The sequence below is a fragment of the Sphingomicrobium nitratireducens genome (assembly GCF_026157035.1).
Taxonomy (GTDB): domain Bacteria; phylum Pseudomonadota; class Alphaproteobacteria; order Sphingomonadales; family Sphingomonadaceae; genus Sphingomicrobium; species Sphingomicrobium nitratireducens.
The window spans coordinates 429,893-450,462 of sequence record NZ_JANJZA010000001.1; the positions used below are offsets into that span (position 1 = coordinate 429,893).

At 67.5% G+C, this 20,570-nt stretch carries 17 protein-coding genes; 5 read left to right on the forward strand and 12 right to left on the reverse strand.

Annotation, left to right across the window (positions count from 1 at the left end):
- Positions 1-66: 66 nt before the first annotated feature.
- Entirely contained in the window at positions 67-1,836 is a 1,770-nt protein-coding gene (locus NNY25_RS02175; protein ID WP_265569718.1) for an AMP-dependent synthetase/ligase, read from the forward strand.
- 3 nt (positions 1,837-1,839) lie between these two features.
- Here NNY25_RS02175 and NNY25_RS02180 read toward each other — a convergent pair whose 3' ends face one another.
- Genes NNY25_RS02180 through NNY25_RS02225 form a run of 10 tightly spaced genes read right to left on the reverse strand, consistent with a single transcriptional unit; the run spans position 1,840 to position 6,794 of the window.
- Complete coding sequence (locus NNY25_RS02180; protein ID WP_265569719.1) at positions 1,840-2,244, reverse strand: hypothetical protein; 405 nt, start codon at positions 2,242-2,244, stop codon at positions 1,840-1,842.
- A 16-nt stretch (positions 2,245-2,260) separates the two neighbouring features.
- Complete coding sequence (gloB, locus tag NNY25_RS02185; RefSeq protein WP_265569720.1) at positions 2,261-2,998, reverse strand: hydroxyacylglutathione hydrolase; 738 nt, start codon at positions 2,996-2,998, stop codon at positions 2,261-2,263.
- On the reverse strand, positions 2,995-3,396 hold the full coding sequence (locus tag NNY25_RS02190; protein WP_265571438.1) for a VOC family protein: 402 nt from the start codon (positions 3,394-3,396) through the stop codon (positions 2,995-2,997). The genes gloB and NNY25_RS02190 overlap by 4 nt, the downstream gene beginning before the upstream one ends.
- Positions 3,397-3,410: 14 nt before the next feature.
- A complete protein-coding gene (locus tag NNY25_RS02195) occupies positions 3,411-4,121 on the reverse strand; it encodes a tetratricopeptide repeat protein (RefSeq protein WP_265569721.1) in 711 nt (236 codons plus the stop codon).
- Positions 4,118-4,873 (reverse strand): alpha/beta fold hydrolase, encoded by a 756-nt coding sequence (locus NNY25_RS02200; protein WP_265569722.1) that lies wholly within the window; start codon positions 4,871-4,873, stop codon positions 4,118-4,120. Before NNY25_RS02200 ends, NNY25_RS02195 begins: the two co-directional genes overlap by 4 nt.
- 32 nt (positions 4,874-4,905) lie before the next feature.
- Positions 4,906-5,820 carry an alpha/beta fold hydrolase gene (locus tag NNY25_RS02205; RefSeq protein WP_265569723.1) on the reverse strand — a complete coding sequence of 305 codons (915 nt, stop codon included), beginning with the start codon at positions 5,818-5,820 and terminating at the stop codon, positions 4,906-4,908.
- Positions 5,821-5,824: 4 nt separating this feature from the next.
- A complete protein-coding gene (locus NNY25_RS02210) occupies positions 5,825-6,019 on the reverse strand; it encodes a helix-turn-helix transcriptional regulator (RefSeq protein WP_265569724.1) in 195 nt (64 codons plus the stop codon).
- Complete coding sequence (locus NNY25_RS02215) at positions 6,016-6,438, reverse strand: hypothetical protein (protein ID WP_265569725.1); 423 nt, start codon at positions 6,436-6,438, stop codon at positions 6,016-6,018. The genes NNY25_RS02210 and NNY25_RS02215 overlap by 4 nt, the downstream gene beginning before the upstream one ends.
- A gap of 1 nt (position 6,439) precedes the next feature.
- On the reverse strand, positions 6,440-6,604 hold the full coding sequence (locus NNY25_RS02220; RefSeq protein WP_265569726.1) for a hypothetical protein: 165 nt from the start codon (positions 6,602-6,604) through the stop codon (positions 6,440-6,442).
- A gap of 22 nt (positions 6,605-6,626) precedes the next feature.
- A complete protein-coding gene (locus tag NNY25_RS02225; protein WP_265569727.1) occupies positions 6,627-6,794 on the reverse strand; it encodes a hypothetical protein in 168 nt (55 codons plus the stop codon).
- A 140-nt stretch (positions 6,795-6,934) separates the two neighbouring features.
- Between NNY25_RS02225 and thrS the strand changes: the two genes are divergently transcribed.
- From thrS to NNY25_RS02245, 4 genes are all read left to right on the forward strand, one after another.
- Positions 6,935-8,956, forward strand: a complete 2,022-nt coding sequence (thrS, locus tag NNY25_RS02230) for a threonine--tRNA ligase (RefSeq protein WP_265569728.1) — start codon at positions 6,935-6,937, stop codon at positions 8,954-8,956.
- A gap of 137 nt (positions 8,957-9,093) precedes the next feature.
- Positions 9,094-11,292 carry a methyl-accepting chemotaxis protein gene (locus tag NNY25_RS02235; protein ID WP_265569729.1) on the forward strand — a complete coding sequence of 733 codons (2,199 nt, stop codon included), beginning with the start codon at positions 9,094-9,096 and terminating at the stop codon, positions 11,290-11,292.
- A gap of 113 nt (positions 11,293-11,405) precedes the next feature.
- On the forward strand, positions 11,406-11,936 hold the full coding sequence (infC, locus tag NNY25_RS02240) for a translation initiation factor IF-3 (RefSeq protein ID WP_265569730.1): 531 nt from the start codon (positions 11,406-11,408) through the stop codon (positions 11,934-11,936).
- Positions 11,937-12,184: 248 nt separating this feature from the next.
- Positions 12,185-15,133: a TonB-dependent receptor gene (locus NNY25_RS02245; RefSeq protein ID WP_265569731.1), complete on the forward strand. Its 2,949-nt coding sequence runs from the start codon at positions 12,185-12,187 to the stop codon at positions 15,131-15,133.
- Between the two features lie 58 nt (positions 15,134-15,191).
- Here the strand turns inward: NNY25_RS02245 and NNY25_RS02250 are convergent, their stop codons facing one another.
- A complete protein-coding gene (locus NNY25_RS02250; protein ID WP_265569732.1) occupies positions 15,192-17,921 on the reverse strand; it encodes a [protein-PII] uridylyltransferase in 2,730 nt (909 codons plus the stop codon).
- Positions 17,918-20,524, reverse strand: coding sequence for a DNA mismatch repair protein MutS (mutS, locus tag NNY25_RS02255; RefSeq protein ID WP_265569733.1), 2,607 nt, complete (start codon positions 20,522-20,524; stop codon positions 17,918-17,920). The genes NNY25_RS02250 and mutS overlap by 4 nt, the downstream gene beginning before the upstream one ends.
- Positions 20,525-20,570: the final 46 nt, after the last annotated feature.

Genomic DNA, 20,570 nt, shown 5'->3' on the forward strand with positions numbered 1-20,570 from the left:
TCATTATCAAGCGCCGGATGCCTGCGACCGGCGAAAGTGCGGATCGGAGGCGCGAGAGGAGACTTCATGGCTGGCGCAACCCTGCAGCTCGAGCATTTTCCCAACCTCGTGACGATGTTCTTCACGCGGGCCAGGGCCAAGGGCGACAAGCCCTTCCTGTGGGCGAAGAAAGACGGCGAGTGGCAATCGATCAGCTGGGCGAAGGCCGCCCGGCAGGTTGCGAGCCTCGCCCAGTCGCTTCGCGATCTCGGACTCAAGAAGGGCGACCGGGTGATGCTGGTCTCCGAGAACCGGCCCGAGTGGCTGATCTCGGACCTCGCGATCATGGCCGCGGGCTGCGTGACCGTGCCCGCTTACACCACCAACACGACCCGCGACCACCAGCATATCCTGGGCAATTCGGACGCGCGCGCGGTGATCGTCTCGACGCAGAACCTCGCCAAGCCGCTGATCCCGGCGGTCCTGTTCGCGAGCGAGTGCCACCACATCATCTCGATCGACGACATCATCACCGGACAATCGCCCGACGTCGCCCAGTTCCATCACTGGAGCGACCTGGTCGGCGGCGACGCGGACGTGATCAAGTTCGAGGAAGAAGCCAAGAAGGTGAAGCGCGACGATCTCGCCTGCCTGATTTACACGTCGGGCACCGGCGGCGCGCCGCGCGGGGTGATGCAGCACCACGGCATGATCCTCCACAACGTCGAAGGCTGCGTCGACATCATCGCCAACGATTTCGGCTGGGACGAGGAAGTGTTCCTGTCCTTCCTGCCCGCCAGCCACGCCTACGAGCATACCGGCGGCCAGCACTTCCCGGTCGCGATCGGGGGCGAGATCTATTACGCCGAGAGCCTCGAGAAACTGGCGGCCAATATCGAGGACGTGAAGCCGACCATCATGGTGGTCGTGCCGCGCCTGTTCGAGATGCTGCGCGCTAAGATGCTCAAGACGATCGAGAAGGAGGGCGGGCTTGCGGCCTACCTGCTCGATCGCGCGGTCTCGATCGAGGCCAAGCGCTATCACGGCAAATCCAACCCGCTCGACCTGCCGATGGACGGGCTCTTGTCGGTCACGCTGCGCAAGAAGGTGAAGCAGAAGTTCGGCGGGCGGATGAAGGCGATGGTCTCGGGCGGGGCGCCGCTCAATCCCGACGTCGGCCTGTTCTTCCAGGCGATGGGGCTGCCCATGCTGCAGGGCTACGGCCAGACCGAGGCGGGCCCCGTGATCAGCTGCAACCGTCCCGCAGCCGGCATTCGCATGGAAACGGTCGGGCCGCCGATGCGCAATACCGAGGTCAGGATCGCCGAGGATGGCGAGATCTGCGTGAAAGGCGAGCTCGTCATGCAGGGCTATTGGCGCAACCCGGAGGACACTGCGCGCGTGCTGTCGGACGGGTGGTTGCTGACCGGCGACGTCGGCCATCTCGACGACAAGGGGCGGATCGTCATCACCGACCGCAAGAAGGACCTCATCGTCCTCGACAAGGGCGACAATGTCTCGCCGCAGCGGGTCGAGGGCATCCTCACGCTGCAGAGCGAGATCGCGCAGGCGATGGTCTATGGCGACCGCCGCCCCAACCTCGTCGCGTTGCTCGTTCCCGACCCCGAAGTGCTGGCGAAGCACAAGGGCGACGAGGAGGGATTGAGGAAGGCGCTCTCAAAGGCGGTCGACCGGGTCAACAAGGACCTCAGTGTGATCGAGAAGGTGCGGCGCTTCATCATCGCCGATGAGCCATTCACGACCGACAACGAGATGCTCACGCCCTCGATGAAGATCCGCCGCCATAAGATCGGCGAGGTCTATGGCGACCGGCTGGCCGCGCTCTACAAGCGCTAGGGGTCAGTCGGCCTTTTCGTATTTGGTGAACTCGCCGAAGGCGCAGGTGCCCGCGATCATCCCGGTCGCGGTGTCGAGGATCTTGGCCGTGTCGCCCGCGCACATCTGGCCGGTGCGCGATTCGGTGACGAGCGCGTAGCCCGGGCTGCCGATCCGCGCGCAGCCGAAATCGGGGGTCTGGAGCCAGATGGTGCGCCCCTGCTTGAACAGGATCGCCTTCTCGTCGATCGCCTCGATGTCGGGAAAGCGCGTGTCGGGGATGCACTTCTTCGTCTCGCTGGGGGCGTAGCCTTCGAGCGCGCTGGCGAGCCGGTCGGCGGCTCGCGGGCTTCGCTCGAACGGGCGGTCGTCGGCACTGCATGCGGCGACTGCGGCGAGCAGCGGCAGGGCGAATGCGAGGCGGGTCATGACAGGTCTCCTTGCCTTAGAAACGATCCTTTGCGGCGCGCAGTTGCGCAAATTCTTCGGCGTTCTTCGCGCGCAGGAAAGGGTTGGTCGCGATTTCTTTTTCCACGGTCGTGGGCACGGTGCGTTCGCCCGCCTCGCGCGCCTTGGCGACCGCCTCGAGCCGGTCGGCGATGGGCGCATCGCCCGGGAAGGCATGGGCGGCGAAGCGCGCGTTGGAGAGCGTATATTCATGCGCGCAATAGAGCTTCATGTCGGCGGGCAGGTCGGTGAAGCGCTGGAGCGAGGCGTGCATCTGTTCGGGCGTGCCTTCGAACAATTTGCCGCAGCCCATCGCGAACAGCGTGTCGCCGACGAAGGCGAACCCTGCACCGCGGAACACATAGGCGATGTGGCCGAGCGTGTGGCCGGGGACGTGCCAGATCTCGGCGTCCTCGCCGCCGAAGGAGAGGCGGTCGCCTTCGCCGAGTTCGTGATCGATGCCGGGGATCTTTTCCGCCTCGGGCGCGGGGCCGTAGATGGTCGCGCCGGTGGCCTCCTTCACGCGCACGTTTCCGCCCGTGTGGTCGGGATGCCAGTGGGTGTTGAGGACATGGGTCAGGGTCCAGCCGCGTTCCTTCGCGGCGGCGAGCACGGCCTCGCCGTCACCCGGGTCGACGACCGCGGTCTCGCCGGTCGCGGGGGCGTGGAGCAGCCAGAGGTAATTGTCGGCAAAAGCCGGGACGCAGGCGATCTCGAGGCGGGCGGGCCCGCTCACCAGCTGCCCTCGTTGTCCATCGAGGCCCAGGGCTCGGCGGGATCGAGCGCGCCGCCCTTCTGGAGAAGTTCGATCGAGATGCCGTCAGGCGATTTCACGAACGCCATGCGCCCGTCGCGCGGGGGGCGGTTGATGGTGATGCCATGGTCGCGGAGCTTGGCGCACAGGGCGTAGATGTCATCGACATGGTAAGCGAGGTGGCCGAAGTTGCGCCCGCCTCCGAAATCGTCCGCCTCGCCGTCCCAATTGTGGGTCAGCTCGACCTCGGCTTCCTCGCCCGGCACGCCCATGAAGATGAGGGTGAAGCGGCCCGCCTCGACATCGCGGCGGCGCCGCTCCTCGAGGCCGAGCAGTTCGAAGAAGCGAACGGTAGCGTCGGGATCGGTGACGCGCAGCATGGTGTGGAGAAAGTTCAATTGCCGGCTCCCTGCTGGGGCGCGTCGAGTTCGGCGAGCGCGTCGGCGGCGGCCTTGCCCGACGGGTTGCCGAGGAACTTGGCAGCGACGCTCCACTCGCTGCGCGCCCTGGCGGCGTCGCCCTCCGCGAGCGCGACATGGCCCGCAAGGTAGAGGAGTTCGGGACTGTCGGCCGCGAGCATCAGGCCCTTGTCGACGTCTGCGCGCGCCTCGGCGACATCGCCCGCGTCGAGCGCCAGCGTGCCCTTCATCCAGAAGAGGAACGGATCCTCGTCGACCAGCGTCTCGGCCTCGGCGAGGAGGATGCGGGCGCGGTCGGGTTCGCCCAGCGCGAGCGCGGCACGGGCGCGGTCGATGCGCGCGAGGCCCTGCTGCACGGGATCGAGAACGGCCTCCTCGGCAATCGCGCGGGCAAGCGCGGCGTCGGCCTTGCCCGGTTCGCCGGCGGCGAGCCACATGTTGGCTGCGGCAATCTCCGCGACGACGCGGTCGAGCGTATCGTCGACCGACAACGTGGCTGCCTCGGCAAAGCCTTCGGCGGCATCGGCATAGCGGCCCTGTCCCTCGGCAGTGGCGGCACGGCACAGCGCGCTGCGGGCGCTGACGTCGGTCCCGCAGCTGAACAGCTCGGCAGGCGCCTCGATGCGCGGTGGTCCGGCGACGTCGGCGTCCTGGAGGGCGAGCGAGAGGAGAAGGGTCGTGATCATGCAATCGTATCCAGCAGTGCCGACGCTTCCGACAGGATCGCGTCGATTTCATGGGGTTCGGAAAGGCGGTGTCCGGCTTTCTTGATGAGCCGCAACTGAACGTCGCTGGTGGCCAGACGCTCCATCGCGGCGATGGCGATGCGGTAGGGGACGTCCGCGTCCGCTGCGCCATGGACGAAGCGCACGGGGCCTTCGAACGGAATGGCATCGCCCAGCAGCTTCATCGCCTCGCCCGCCTCGAAGAAACCCTTGTGGGTGACGTAAGGTTCGGGGCCGTAGGGGTTGGGCTCCTCGAGCTTGCCGGTCGAAAGGATCGTCGCCTTCTGCTCGGGCGTGAAGCCCCAGTCGGTGAAGTCGGGCGCGGCGGCGATGCCGAGCAGCGCCTTGACGCGATCGGGACGCGCGATGGCGGCGTGGAGCGCGAGCCAGCCGCCCATCGAGGAACCGGCGAGAAGGATCGGGCCAGGGGGCGCGACCTCGTCGATCATCGCGAGCACTTCGTCGTGCCAGCGCGCGAGTGTGCCGTCGGCGAATTCGCCGTCCGACAGGCCGGTGCCCGAATAGTCGAAGCGCAGGCAGGCGAGGCTGTTGCGGGCGCACCAGTCGTCGAGCGCGGTCGCCTTTCCGCCGTCCATGTCGGAGGCATAGCCCGGGAGAAAGAGGAGGGTCGGCGCATGGCCTTCGCGCAGGCGGAAGGCGAGGCGGCGGCCATCGGCGAGATCGTGGAATCGGGCGTCGGAGGGCGTGGTCATCGCCCCCCGACTAGCAAGAAGAAGACTGCGCGTCAGCGTTTCAGAAGCGCGGCGAGCTCGGCGCGGAACAGGTCGGGCCGGTCGAGCTGGACGAAGTGGGCGCTATTGTCGGCCGGAACCATGCGTACGCCGTCGAGCGCGGCATAGTCGGTCGCGTAGCGCGCCTTGGCCATGTCGGCATGTTCGCCGGTCGCGAAGTGGAGCACGGTGACCGGCATCTCGAGCGCGGCGATGTCCTGGCGCAGGTCCATCATCGTATCCTCGTAGACCAACTGCGCGACGGCGAGCGGCTCGGCGTCGATCGACCAGTTGGCGATCTTCACGCGGGTGGCTTCGTCGACCGACATGCCCATCGCGCCCTGGCCGCTGTCGGTGCCCTTCTCGCCCATCGCGCGCATCATCTCGGCGCCCGCGATCATCATGTCGCGCATGCGGATCGCCTGCGGTTCGGCGCTCTCGAGCGTGGCGTTCGGATCGAACACCGTGCCGAAGAAGGGCAGCGCGTCGACGATAAGGAGGTTGGTCGCGAGCTCGGGATGGTCGAGCCCGAACTTGAGCGCGAGGAGACCGCCAAGGCTGTGCCCGACGATGGTCGCGGGACCGAGGTCGCGCTGCTCGAGGTCGGCGGCAAGGTCGGCGACGATGCCGGGGATTGCGCCTTCGGCCTCGTTGGCGGTGCCGCGCTCGCCGTCGAAGCCGCGCACGGTGACGACGAGGAGGCGGTGGTCGCCGGCAAAGGCCTCGACCGTATCGTCCCAGACCGCGCCGGGGGTCGACATGCCGGGGATGAGGACCGCGACCGGGCCCGACGTGCCGTGGAGCGTCGTGCGGATATGGTCGTGGGTCAGGGTCTGCGCCTCCGTCGTGGGCTGCGCCGGGGCGGCCAACGCGGGCAAGGGGAGGGCGGTAGCCGCGAGCGCGGCGGCAAGGATGGTCAGCGATTTCATGAGTCTATCCTTTCGGGTCGAAAATCTGTTCGATGGGGAGGCCGAAGACCTCGGCGATGGTGAAGGCGAGCGGGAGCGAGGGGTCGTACTTGCCCGTCTCGATGGCGTTCACGCTCTGGCGCGAGACCTCGAGCCGTTCGGCAAGGTCGCCTTGGCTCCAGTCGCGCTCGGCGCGCAGGACTTTCAGCCGGTTCTTCATTTGCACGATCCCCACGTCCCGTATGTGAGACGGTTCGACACCTGGCCGATGAACTGGCCGATGAAGAACAGGACCGGCCACCAGTAGGCATCGACGCGCGGGATCGCGTCGAAGTCGGAAAGAAAGCCGTGGAAAGCGGCGAGACTGAGCGCGAAGGCGGCAGCGATCAGCGTCTGGCGGACCATCAGCATGCGCAGGAACTCGTCCTGCATCTCGACCATGAAACGGCCCATCACGAAAAAGGTCAGTGCGATGCACAGGCCGCACACGAGCGCGATCGCGATCGCCGCAGTGTCGGGCAGGAGGCCATTCTTCATCGCCAGCTGCCCACCGACCAGCGCGGCGACGTAGACGGTCATGACGGCCAAAAGGCGGATCGTGTAGCGGCGCGCGGCGGCCCGGTTGGGATTGGTCGCCATGTCAGCAGCTCCTCGCATGACGACGCAGGTCCCCGACGGCCATCGCGAGGAAGGCGGCGAAGACGGCCCAGAAGGCGCCGTCATTCCAGTCGGCATAGACCGCGACGAGCGACAGCATGATCATGGCGCAGCCCCAGAAGAGCGGGCGGGCGGGATTGGTGCACATTGATGTATTCCTTTTTGTGAAATCAGGCGCGCGCGCGCCGTTCGCGAACGACGACGGCCAGCATGACGAGCGAGGCGGGAAGCAGGGTGGCCGCGGCGGCTGCGCTGCCCATCAGGCCGCCGAGCATCGCGAACGCGACGATGATCATGAGAAGCGCGTAACCGAGCGCGCCGGATTGCAACTTGTCCATCAGTCAAACTCCCTTTTCAATCTGTAAAGGGTATTTGACACATGATTCGCTTTTTGTCAAGCGACATTGACATCATGACAAGGACGCTTGAATTGTCCTTTTGGTTGAACGGGTTGCTGCACTGCACTAGGTGAGTGGGCATGACCGAGATGCTGAAAATCGCCCTGCCCGACGGCAGCGTGAAGGAAATGCCCGAGGGCGCGACCCCCTACGACGTGGCGGCCGCGATCGGCCCCGGCCTTGCCAAGGCGGCGATCGCCGCCAAGGTCGACGGCGAATTGCGCGACCTGAAGCGCCCGTTCGACGGCGATGCCAACCTCGCGCTCGTCACCAGGCGCGACGAAAAGGATGCGCTGGAACTGGTGCGCCACGACTTCGCGCACGTGCTCGCGGAGGCGGTGCAGAATCTCTATCCCGGCACCCAGATCACCTTCGGTCCCGCAACCGACGACGGCTTCTATTACGATTTCGCCCCCGCCCCCGGCCGCGGCATGTTCACCGAAGAGGACCTGCCTGCGATCGAGGAGGAGATGCGCCGCGTCATCGCCGCCGACAAGCCGCTCATCCGCGAAGTGTGGGACCGCGAAAAGGTGCGCCAGTTCTTCCTCGACCACGGCGAGAGCTTCAAGGCCGAGTGGGTGATGGAATTGCCCGAACACGAGCCGATCACCATGTACAAGACCGGGCATGGCGAGGCCGACTGGATGGACCTGTGCCGCGGGCCGCATCTGCCCTCGACCGGCTATCTCGACCCCAAGGCGTTCAAGCTGACCCGCGTGTCGGGCGCCTATTGGCGCGGCGACCAGTCGAACCCGATGCTGAGCCGCATCTACGGCACCGCCTGGCTCGACAAGAAACAGCTTGCCGAACATCTCCACCGGCTGGAGGAAGCGGCCAAGCGCGACCACCGCAAGCTGGGCGCCGAGATGAACCTGTTCCACCTGCAGCAGGAGGCGCATGGCAGCGTCTTCTGGCACCCGCAGGGCTTCAAGATGTGGCGCGCGCTCGAGGCCTACATGCGCCGCGCGATCGACGAGGGCGGCTATCGCGAGATCAAGACCCCGCAGCTGATGGACGTCAAGCAGTGGACCCGTTCGGGCCACTGGGGGAAATATGCCGAGAACATGTTCGCGGTCCCCGACATCGTCCCCAACGTGGAGAGCGAGGAGGAGGCTGCCGCGCCCGACGTGGCGCCGGATGCCGACTGGATGGCGATCAAGCCGATGAACTGCCCGGCGCACATCCTCGTCTTCAACCAGGGCATCAAGTCGTACCGCGACCTGCCGCTGCGCCTCTACGAGAATGGCTGCTGTCACCGCAACGAGCCGCACGGCGCGCTCCACGGGCTGATGCGCGTGCGCCAATTCACCCAGGACGACGCGCACATCTTCTGCACCGAGGGGCAGGTGGTGGAGGAAATCCACAAGTTCTGCCGCCTCGCCGACCGCATCTACAAGGACTTCGGCTATACCTATTCGGTCAAGCTGGCGACGCGCCCCGAGAAGCGCTTCGGCACCGACGCGATGTGGGACAAGGCCGAGCAGGAAATGCGCGACGCGGTCAAGGCCGCAGGCATGGACAATGACGAGTATGGCTGGGAAGAGCTGCCGGGCGAAGGCGCCTTCTACGCGCCCAAGCTCGAATGGCACCTGACCGACGCAATCGGGCGCACCTGGCAGGTCGGCACGATCCAGTCGGACCGCGTGCTGCCCGAGCGCCTCGACGCGAGCTATGTCGGCGAGGATGGCGAGCGCCACCGGCCGGTGATGCTCCACCGCGCGATCTTCGGATCGTACGAGCGCTTCATCGGCATGCTGATCGAGCATTATGCCGGCAAGATGCCGCTGTGGCTGGCCCCCACGCAGGCGGTGGTCGCGACGATCGTCTCGGACGCCGACAACTATGCCAACGAGGTGCGCGCGCGCCTTGAAGCCGAAGGTTTTCGCGTGACGAGCGATCTTCGCAACGAGAAGATCAACTACAAGGTACGCGAACACTCGCTTGCCAAGGTCCCGTTGCTGCTCGTCGTGGGCAAGCGCGAGGCGGAGGAGGGCACCGTGGCGCTGCGCCGGCTAGGCTCGGACGAGCATCAGAAGGTGATGAAGCTCGACGAGCTGATCGCGATGATGCGCGACGAGGCGACCCCGCCCGACCTTCGTTAGGCGCGCAAATGTGGCCCTCGCACTGGTGTAGGCCGCGTTAACCATTTCTTTTGAACCCGTGCCCTAACCCCGATTCCGACCGGGGGAGGGGTGCTCGTGGCACGCCGGCCTCCAGACCTGTTCGAATGGAGGCCAGTTTGTCCGTCCTGTCCAATGCCGTTTCGCAGTCGATGCTGACCATCCGGCGCGTTCGCAACGGCGAGTTCGCCGTCAGCCGCGCGGTCATCATCACCATTTCCATCATGGGCCTGATCATCTTCGGCATGGCCATGTCGATGTTGTGGGACGGGTATCGGGAACGCACGCTCGCCAAGCGGTTCGACGAGGCCGATAGCCGCACGACCCTGGTGATCGAGGCGGGCGAGGACTGGGCCGAGGCGCGCGGGCTGACCTATCTGGCGCTCAAGGCACCTGCGCGACCCAGCAAGAAACAGCTCACGACCATCCTGTCGGCGCGGGCGTCGGGCGACCGCTACATGGCGCAGGCGCTCAAGGGGTTCGATCCCAGAGGGGCGGGAGAGACCAAGGCGCTCGATGTCTATCGCGAGCTCGAAGCTGCCGAGGACGAGATCGGCAAGGTCGCCGATCGCGCGTTGCGTCGCCCGGTCGCCGAGCGCGATCCGGCGCTTGCCGATCGCTACCTGGCCGCCGCCACCGCGCGCATCGTCGCCGCGCAGGAATTGCGCCGCGCGATGGCTGCGAACCTGGGCGAGGCCGACGGCTCGACCGCCTACCTGCTGCAGCTCAAGGAGCAGGCCTGGGTGATGAGCGAATATGCCGGGCGCGAGCGGGCGCTGGTCGCCGGCGCGATCGCCGCGCGCGAGCCGATCTCGCCGCAGGCGCGTGCTACCATCATCGAGAATCGCGGCCGCGTGCTCGAGGCGTGGGACGCCGCGCGCGCGACGGTCGAACATGCCTTCCCGGATCCGCGCCTTGCGGACGCGATGCACGAGGCCCGCCAGTCCTTCTTCGTCGACTACGACCAGCTGCGCGGCCAGGTCTACGGCGCGAGCGACGCCGGCCTGCGCTATCCGGTCGGGGCCTACCAGTGGTTCGACCGCTCCACCGATGCGATCGGCTCGCTGATCGCGATCACTTCGGTCGCCGAATCGGTCGCTGCCGACATCGCCGCGACCCGCGCCCGCGCCGCCAATTTCGCGATCGCCTTCCAGACGTTCATGTCCGCGCTCGCGGTCTTCGCCTGCATCGGGCTCGTCTGGGTGGTGCGCCGCGAGATCGCGAACCCGCTCGACATGCTCGATCGGGCGACGCGCCGCATCCTCAAGGGCAAGTACGATGTCGAACTGCCGACCGGGGCTCGCGCCCTCGAGGTGCGCCAGCTGGCGATCACGCTCGCGCGGTTCAAGGAATCGGCGGATGCGCGCGAGCGGCTGACCCGCGAGGCGGCCGAGGCCGAGAAGGCGCAGGCCGAGGAACGCCGCATCCGTCTCGAAAGCGAGGCGCGTGCGGTCGAGGAGCGCGAGGCTCGCGCCGAAGCGCTGTCGAAGACGGCCGAGACGTTCAGCCGCCAGATGCACGAGGCGGTCAGCGCGCTCGCGGCCGCAGCCGACGAACTCAACGCCACCGCCGACCTGATGGTCACCAACCTGTCGGAGACGACCGGCGCGCTCGGCGCGGTCAGCCGCGAGACGAGCGAGGCATCGGCCAACGTCAATGCCGCCGCCGCCGCCGCCGAGCAGATCCGCCAGGCGATCGCCGACATCGCGGCGCGGGTCGAGGAACAGCGCGGCGCCTCGGGTGCGGCTGCCGACCGTTCGAGCATGACCGCCGGCCAGGTGCGCAACCTGTCGGGTGCCACCCAGGCGGTCGGCCAGATGGTCGAGATGATCGACGACGTCGCCAAGAAGACCAGCCTTCTCGCGCTCAACGCCACCATCGAGGCGGCGCGGGCGGGCGAGGCCGGGCGTGGCTTCGCGGTCGTCGCGGGCGAGGTGAAGACCCTTTCCGAACAGACCGGCGAGGCGACCGCCAGGGCGGGCGAGACCGTCGGGCAGATGGTCCACGCAATCGAGCATTCGGTGACGGGTTTCGCCGAGGTCGACGAGGCGATCCAGCGGGTCAGCCAGGCCGCCACCGCGATCGCCGCCTCGATCCGCCAGCAGTCGATGGCCACGCACGAACTCTCGGGCGGCGTCGAAAGCGCGGCCGGGATAGCAGGGCGCGTCGCCGAACGCGCCGCCAAGGTCGAACAGACCGCCGCCGCAGCGATGGCCGCGGCCAGCGAGGTCAAGGGCGCTTCGGGCGAACTGTCGCGGCTCGCCGAGGCGGTCCGGGTCGATGTCGAGGGCTTCATCGCGGGACTCAAGGCGGCTTAAGGAGCGTTCCGTCCCGCTTTTCGGCGGCGCGCTCTTTTCAAGAGGGGAGAAAATCCCTACCTCGGCGCAAACGAAACGACTCTGATGGAGAAAAGACGATAAGACCGCCTCGCATGCGCCGCCCGATGACGCCCCCGCCGCTGACCGGCCCGCGCTACGACAATTTCATCCAGGCCCAGAAGGTCCGGGTGATCGATGAAAACGGCGACAATCTGGGCGTGATGTACACGCGCGAGGCGATGGAGCAGGCCAACGAGATTGGCCTCAACCTCGTCGAGATTTCCCCCAACGCCGACCCGCCGGTCGCGAAGTTCCTCGATATCGGGCGCCACAAGTACGAGGCGCAAAAGAAGGCCAACGCCAAGCGCAAGGCCCAGAAGACGCAGGAGATCAAGGAGATCAAGATGCGTCCCAATATCGACGACCACGATTACCAGGTGAAGATGAAGAAGGTCGTCGAGTTCATCGAACATGGCGACAAGGTGAAGCTCACCATCCGTTTCCGCGGCCGCGAGATGGCGCACAACCAGCTCGGCATGGCCGTGCTCGAGCGCGTCGAGCAGGACACGGCGGAAATCGCCAAGGTCGAACAGCGCCCGCGCATGGAAGGCCGGCAGATGCTGATGGTGGTCGCGCCCAAGTAGGCCCGCCACAGGACCAACTAAGCGCCGTCGGGAAACCGGCGGCGTTTTACTTTGTGCAGTGCAGTATTGGTTGCGACAAGAAACCTATTTCGCACTGCAACACGAGGTTCTGCGGCCAGATTGTTGCGTTTTTGCCGCACTGTTCGTCGAATAGGCGATGATGGACCTTCGGATTGATTTGCAACCGGTCTCGGCTCCACTAAGGAATCCGACTGACATTCTTGCAAATTTCCACAGGGGAGACAGTGATGCGCAAGTCCGTATGGATGATGTCGGCGGGCCTCATGGCGCTTTCGGTGCCGGCTTACGCTCAGGAAACCGATACCGACGGCAGCGGCGCGGAAGCGACGCAGGGCGCGACGGCCGAGGCCGCCGCCGTGTCGGACGATGCGGTCGAGACCGACGAATACCAGGACACGAGCGAGATCGTCGTGACCGCCACGCGCCGTAACGCGGCGCTGAGCGACGTGCCGCTGGCCGTCTCGGCGGTGACCGCGGAATCGCTGCAGAACGCGGGCGCCAACGACATCCGCGACCTGACCCAGGTCAGCCCCTCGCTGCTCGTCTCCTCGACCTCGTCGGAAGCCGGCGCGGGCGTGGCGCGTATCCGCGGCGTCGGCACGGTCGGCGACAACCCCGGCCTCGAAAGCTCGGTCGCGGTGTTCATCGACGGCGTCTATCGCAGCCGCACGGGCGTCGGCCTGACCGAGCTCGGCCCGGTCGATCGCATCGAGGTGCTGCGCGGACCGCAGGGCACGCTGTTCGGGCGTAACGCCTCGGCTGGCCTCATCTCGGTGATCACCGCCAAGCCGCGCTTCGATGCGCAGGCGTCGGGCTCGCTCACCTATGGCAACTTCGACTATCGCCGCGGGGAGCTGTCGGTCACCGGCCCGCTTTCGGACACGGTCGCCGGTCGCATCGACGGCGTCTACATGAAGCGCGACGGATTCCTCACCGACACCATCTCGGGCCGCGATATCAACGATCGCGACCGCTGGCTGCTGCGCGGCCAGGTGCTGTTCGAACCGTCGAGCGATGTCAGCTTCCGCCTGGTCGCCGACTACGCCAAGCGCGACGAAGAGTGCTGCGGCGCGACCTATCTTCCCGCGCAGGACTATATCTCGGGCATCGGTTCGGCCCCCTCGACCTTCAAGTATCTCCTCGAGGGCATGGGCGCGAACATCAACGACGACACGTTCGTGCGCGAGACCGAAATCACGCCGGGCCGTTCCTATCGGTCGGACGTCGAGGATTACGGCCTGTCGGGCGAGCTGGTCTACGACTTTGGCGGCGCCGAGCTGACCTCGATCACCGCCTATCGCGTCAACGACTATGTCCGCGGTCAGGATGCCGACTTCAACTCGCTCGATATCCTCTATCGTGACGATGACGGCGGCGCGTTCAACAAGTTCAAGACCTTCAGCCAGGAACTGCGCCTGCAGGGCGAGGCGATGGGCGGCAAGCTCGACTGGCTCGTCGGCGGCTACTTCGCCCGCGAGAACCTCACCGTCAGCGACAACCTCACGATCGGCGCGGACTTCCCGAAATGGGCGAACTGCCTGACCGCGCTGAACTTCGTGTCGGCCGGCGTGCCGAGCGCGATCATCGCGCCCGACAGCCCGACCTGCTTCAACAGCGCGGTCGCGAGCCAGGTGCGCAGCACCGGAGCCAACATCCTCGTCGATCCGCCGGCCACCTGGGGTCTCGTCGAGCAGCTCAACTACCTGCTGCTGACCGACCCGACCAACCCGGCGGTCACCTCGCTGGTGACGAACATCGCCGCGATCAGCGCGTTCGCGCGTCTCGGCGCGATCGATCTCGGTATCCCGGGCGGGCAGTTCCCCGACTTCGGGGCGGGGCCGATCTTCGGCAACTCGGGCTACGTGAACCTCGCCAACGCGTTCACCTTCGACCCGATGAACCCGGGCGCGTTCGTGCCCTTCAACTACCAGCCGACGGTGAACGACCTGTGGGAACAGCGGTCGACCAACTGGGCGCTGTTCACCCACAACATCTTCGAGGTGAACGACAAGATCGATATCACGGTCGGCCTGCGCTACACGCGTGAGCGCAAGACGCTCGACGCCAACCTCAACGACGATGCGAACCTGTGTTCGTTCTATTCGGCGGCGCTGCCTTCGGTGCAGCTGCTTCCGTGTATCGTCCCGGCGACGCCCGGCGGCAACCTGACCGTCAGCGACAAGAAGACCGAGGGCAAGCTGTCGGGGACCGCGGTGGTGAGCTTCCGTCCGGTCGACCAGCTGCTGACCTATGCGAGCTACTCGCGCGGCTACAAGGCGGGCGGGTTCAACCTCGACCGTACGCCGCTCAACCGCTCGGGCCTGACCGGCGCGATCCTGCCGACGACCGATCTCGAGGCGCTCAAGTTCGCCCCCGAGACGAACAACGCGTTCGAGCTGGGCTTCAAGTATAACGGTCGCGGTCTCGACGTGAACGTCGCGGCGTTCCACCAGACGTTCAAGAGCTTCCAGCTGAACCAGTTCAACGGCATCGCCTTCGAGGTCGAGAACATCAACAGCTGCACCAAGCTCGACGTCGACGGCGGCGACAAAGACGCCGATGCCACCACCGGCAATTGCGACGGCAACCTGCGCGGCGGCGTGATCTCGAAGGGTGTCGAATGGGAAGTCTTCGCCCGCCCGATCCGCGACGTGAACCTGCAGTTCGGCGGCACCTACGTCGACACCAAGTATCGCGACAATATCGTCGGCGCGACGGGTGAAGCGGTCTCGCCGCAGCTGTTCCAGCTGCCCGGGCGCCGCATCTCGAACTCGAACCAGCTGACGCTGACGGGCTCGATCTCGTACACGCCCGAACTCGGCAACAGCGGCCTGACCGGCCTGCTCTACTTCGGCGGTCGCCACATGAGCAGCCTCAACACCGGTTCGGACCTCGACGTCGAGAAGATCCAGCCGAGCTTCGAGGTGTTCAACGCGCGCGTCGGCGTGCGCGGACCCGACGATGCATGGGCGGTCGAGCTGTGGGGCAACAACGTGTTCGACAAGGATTACATCCAGGTCGCGTTCGATGCGCCGCTGCAGGGCCTCAACGGGTCGCGGGCTACCAACACGTCGCGCGGCGTCGACGAGGGTCTCTACCCGATCGCCAACCAGCTGTTCGGCGCGTTCCTCGGCGAACCGCGGACCTACGGCATCACGCTGCGCGGCAAGTTCTAGGTCCCGCAGCACCCCGCTTAAAAAGGGGGAGGGGCTCCGCTTCGGCGGGGCCCCTTTTTTATGGCCGGACGGCGTCGAGCAGCGCGAGACGGAGCGCCTCGGCGCTGTCGCCGTCGAGCTTCCGGCCTTCGGGGCTGGTCAGATAGAAGGTGTCGACCGCGCGCTCGCCATAGGTGGCGACGTGGGCGCTGTGGACCACCGCGCCTGCTTCGAAGATGGCCTGGGCGAGGCGCGCGAGGAGACCGGTGCGGTCGCGCCCGTTGATCTCGACCACGGTCATCCGGCTCGAGGCCGCCTGGCTGACGAGCACCGAAGGCGCGATGGTGAAGGCTTCCTGGCGCGGGCTGAGCGAGGCGTAGGCAGGCGGGCTCGGCGCGATGTCGGCGGCCAGTGCATCGCGCACCGCCTTGTCGAGCCGCTTGCGGCGGCGCGTATCCTTGTAGGCGCGGCCCTGCGCGTCGGTGACGAGGAGGTTGTCGAGCGCCTTGCCGTCCCTGGTCGTATGAATGCGCGCGTCGATGATGCTCGCACCCGCGAGCGCGAGGCCGGTGCAGACGCGGTAGAAGAGGCCGGGGCGGTCGTCGGCGAACACGCTGACGCGGGTCGCACCCGAATCCTTGTCGGTCGTGATGACGATACTCGGGCCGCTTTCGCCGATGCGCGCTTCGGCTTCGGCGACCTGTCGCGCGTTGGCGAGCTGCCAGTCGAGGGGTTCTGCGAGCCAGTAGCTGTCGGGGAGGCGGCGTGCATGCGCGGCAGCGGCGCGGGCCTGCCAGTGGAGACTGCCGACGAGACGCTCCTTCTTCGCCGCGACCAGTTCGGCGCGACCGTGCTGCTTGTGCCCGAGGCGCAGCCGCTCCTCGGCGGCTTCGTAGAGCGTGCGGAGCAGGCGGCGCTTCCAGTCGGTCCAGGTGCCGGGCCCGACCGCCCGGATGTCGACCACGGTGAGGATGAGCAGCAGGCGCAGACGCTCGGGGCTCTGCACCTCCTTGACGAAATCCTCGATCGTGGTGGGATCCGCAAGGTCGCGCTTGAAGGCGGTGCGGCTCATCAGGAGGTGGTGGAGGACGAGCCAGGCGACGGTCTCGACCTCGCCCTCGTCGAGCCCGAAGCGAGGGCCGAGCTCGCGCGCGATGTCGGCCCCGAGCTCGCTATGGTCGCCGCCGCGGCCCTTGGCGATATCGTGTAGCAGTACCGCGACATAGAGGGTGCGGCGGCTGGCGAGCTGCTTGATGAGCGCGGAGGCAAGCGGGTGGTCCTCGGTCATCTCGCCGCGGTCGATGGCGGCGGTCAGACCGAGCGCGCGGATGGTGTGCTCGTCGACCGTGTAGTGGTGGTACATGTCGAACTGCATCTGCGCGACGACGCGGCCGAAGTCGGGCACGAAGCGCCCGAACACGCCGCTTTCGTTCATCCAGCGCAGCACCGTGTCGGTGTCGTCGCGTCCGGTCAGCAGCTCGACGAACAGGGCGTTGGCGCGCGGATCGTCGCGCACCTCGTCGACGCGGCGGGCGTCGCGCGCGGCGGCGCGCATCGCGTCGGGATGGATTTCGAGCCCCTCGCGCTGGGCGACGCGGAACATCTCGACGAGGCGGACCGGGTCGCGCCTGAGCCAGTCCTTCTTGGGAATGGTGAGGCGGCCGCGGTCGAGCGCGAACCCGTCGAGACGGCGCGGGCGGCGGCGCACGGTGGGGAGCGCGAAGCGGCGGCCCGACTTGCCGAGTTGCTCGTCGAGCTGGGCGAGGAAGACGCCGGTGAGGTCGCCGACGGCTTTCGCATTGAGGAAGTAGAACTGCATAAAACGCTCGACCGCCGACTTTCCCGGGCGGTCGGCATAATTCATCGCTTCGGCAATCGCCTTCTGGTGGTCGAAACCGAGGCGGTCCTCGGCGCGGCCCGCGACGAGGTGGAGGTGGCAGCGGACCGACCACAAGAAGCGCTCGGCGCGCTCGAAGCGGCGGAACTCGCGCGCGTCGAACAGGCCCTTGGCGACGAGGTCGGCGGGGCGCTCGACCCCGAACAGATATTTGCCGATCCAGTAGAGCGTGTGGAGGTCGCGCAGCCCGCCCTTGCCGTCCTTGACGTTGGGTTCGACGAGGTAGCGGCTGTCGCCCATGCGCGCGTGGCGGGCATCGCGTTCCTCCATCTTGGCGGCGACGAATTCGGATGCGCTGCCGGTGACGACCTCGGCCCGAAAGCGGGCGATGGCGCCTTCGTAGAGCGCCTCGTCGCCCCAGATATAGCGGGCTTCGAGCGTCGCTGTGCGGATCGCCATGTCTTCGGTGGACAGCGCGACGATCTCGCTGGGCGTGCGGACCGCGTGGCCGACCTTCAGCTGGAGGTCCCAGAGGAGATAGAGCAGGGCCTCGATCGCTTCGTCGCACCATGGCGCGCGGGTCTCGGGGACGATCAGAAGCAGGTCGAGGTCGCTGAACGGCGCCATCTCGCCGCGCCCGGTGCCGCCGACGCCGGCGATGGCGACGCGGTGGGCGAGATCGTCGGCCGGGGCGGGGGACATGCGCTGGGTGACGAAGTCCCAAGCGAGGCGGACGAGCTGGTCGGCGAGAAAGGCGTAGGAGGCGGCGACGACGCGGCCGCGATTGGGCTCGGCGGCAAGTCGGATCGCGATTTCGGCGCGCGCGACGTCGTTGGCCTCGACGAGGATGTCGAGCGCGGCGGCGCGCTGCGCGTCAACTCCGCCCTCGAGCGCCATCAGCCGGTCGGCGAGGCGGCGACGATCGATGATGTCGCGACGATCCTCGACCAGCGGGAGGCGCTGGAGGTTCATCCCGCGTCCTCGTCGGCAAGTTTCTTGAGGCGGTAGAGCGCGTCGAGCGCCTCGCGCGGGCTCATCGCGTCGGGGTCGAGGTCGGCGAGGGCTTCAGCGAGCGGCGAGGGGCCGGGCTCGGCCTCGGGGGCGGCGGCGAACAGTGGCAGGCTGTCGAGGCCCGCAGCGATGCCGCCGGTCGCCTCGCGGCCTTCCTCGAGCTTGGCGAGGACCGCGCGGGCGCGCTTCAACAACTTGGGCGGAAGGCCCGCGAGCTTGGCCACCGCGATGCCGTAGCTGCGGTCGGCGGGGCCGTCGGCGACTTCGTGGAGGAGCACCAGTTCGCCCTTGTATTCGCGCGCGCGGACATGGTGCAGCGAGAGCGCGTCGAGCCGGTCGGCCAGGCGGGTGAGTTCGTGATAGTGGGTCGCGAACAGCGTTCGCGCCTTGATGTCGTCATGCATCGCCTCGACCACGCCCCACGCGATGGCGAGCCCGTCATAGGTCGAGGTGCCGCGCCCGATCTCGTCGAGGATAACGAGGCTGTCCTTCGTGGCCTGGGCGAGGATGGCGGCCGTCTCGACCATTTCGACCATGAAGGTCGAGCGGCCGCGCGCGAGATTGTCGGACGCGCCGACGCGGCTGAACAGGCGGTCGACGACGCCGATGCGCGCCGAGGATGCCGGGACATAGCTGCCGGACTGGGCGAGCAGGCAGACGAGCGCGACCTGGCGCAGGAAGGTCGACTTGCCGCCCATGTTGGGGCCGGTGATCAGCCACAGCCGGTCGGGCGGGCCGAGCGCGCAATCGTTGGCGACGAAGCGGTCGCCCTCGGCCTCGAGCGCGGCTTCGACCACCGGGTGACGCCCGCCCTCGATCTCGAGACAGGGCTGGTCGAGCAGATGGGGCAGCGTCCAGCCGCCCTCGATGGCGCGCGCGGCCAGCGCGGCGGCGACATCGATGCGCGCGACGGCCTCGGCGGTGACGGCGAGGCGGGCGGCGTCGGCGACGGCGCGGTCGGTGAGGTCGGCGAGATGCTTGTGCTCGCGCGCGAGGGCCTCGGCCCCGGCTTCGGTGAGCGCGCGAGCCTCCTCGTGAAGGTCGGGCGAGTTGAATCGCACCGCGTTGGCCATGGTCTGGCGGTGGGTGAAGCCCGAGCCTTCGTCCATCAGCTTGGGCGCATGCTTGGCGGGCACCTCGATATGGTAGCCGAGGACGTTGTTGTGGCGGATCTTAAGCGCCGAGATGCCGGTTGCCTCGCGATACTTGGACTCGAGTGCGGCGATCGCCTTGCGCCCGCCCGCGGCGGTCTCGCGCAACCGGTCGAGCTCGGGATCGAAGCCCGGCGCGATGGCGCCGCCCTTGGCCGCGTCGATCGGCGGGGTGGCGACGAGCGCGCTGGCGAACAGGTCGATCAGCTCGTCGTGGCCGCGGCAGTCGGGCAGCAGGCTGGCGAGAAGGTCGGGCGCGGGGTCGGCACCGTCCAGCTCAGTGGCCAGATTACGCGCGGCATCGAGGCCGTCGCGCAGCAGGCCGAGATCGCGTGGATTGCCGCGCCCCGCGACCAGGCGGGCGAGCGCGCGGGCGATGTCGGGCATCGCCTTGAGGCGTCGGCGCACGTCTTCGCGGGTGAGCTGGTCTTCGGCAAAGTGCTGGACCAGCGCGAGGCGGCGCTCGATGGCGGCGCGGTCGGTGAGCGGGGCGGCAACGTCCTCGGCAAGACGGCGCTTGCCCCCCGCCGACACGCAGCGGTCGAGATTGTGAAGCAGGCTGCCCTTGTACCCGCCCTGTGCTGAGCGGGTGATCTCGAGGCTGTCGCGGGTGGCGGGGTCGATCGCCATGCGGCGCGCCCGCTCGATCCGGCGCGGGGCGGCGAGGAAGCTCGCGGCCTCCTTCTGGGTCGCGTCGAGATAGGCGAGGAGGCCGCCGGCCGCGGCGAGTTCGGCGCGGGTAGGCGAGCCGAACCCGTCCATGCTCCTGATCCCGAAGCGGGCCTTCAATGCGGCCTCGCCCCTGGCGCTGTCGAACCCGTCATGGCCCCAGCGCGCTTCGATGCCCGCGACAGGCTCGGCGGCGATGGTCTCGGCGGGATCGAGGCGGGCGAGTTCGGCGCGCAGGTCGCCGGGTGCACAGGCAATCAGTTCGAAGCGGCCGGTCGAGATGTCGCACGCGGCGATCGCATAGTCGCCGCCCGCCTTGCCGATCGCGGCGAGCCAGTTGGCGCTGCCCGATTCGAGCAGGCTCTCCTCGGTCAGCGTGCCCGGTGTGACGAGCCGGATGATGGCGCGCCTGACCAGCGCCTTGGAGCCGTCGCGTGCCTTGGCTTCGGCGGGAGTCTCGACCTGTTCGGCGATGGCGACGCGGTGGCCGGCGCGGATCAGTTTGGCGAGATAGGTCTCGGCGGCATGCACCGGCACGCCGCACATCGGCACGTCCTCGCCTTTCTCCTTGCCGCGCTTGGTCAGCGCGATGTCGAGGCAGGCAGACGCGACCTCGGCATCCTCGAAGAACAGTTCGAAGAAATCGCCCATGCGGTAGAAGAGGAGCGCGTCGCCCGCTTCCTCCTTCAAGCCGAAATATTGCGCCATCATCGGCGTCATCTTGCTGGTGTCGTCACGTGCCATTTGCGCCCGACGGTAGCCCCTTCGTCGAGCCGATGCCATGGGGGCA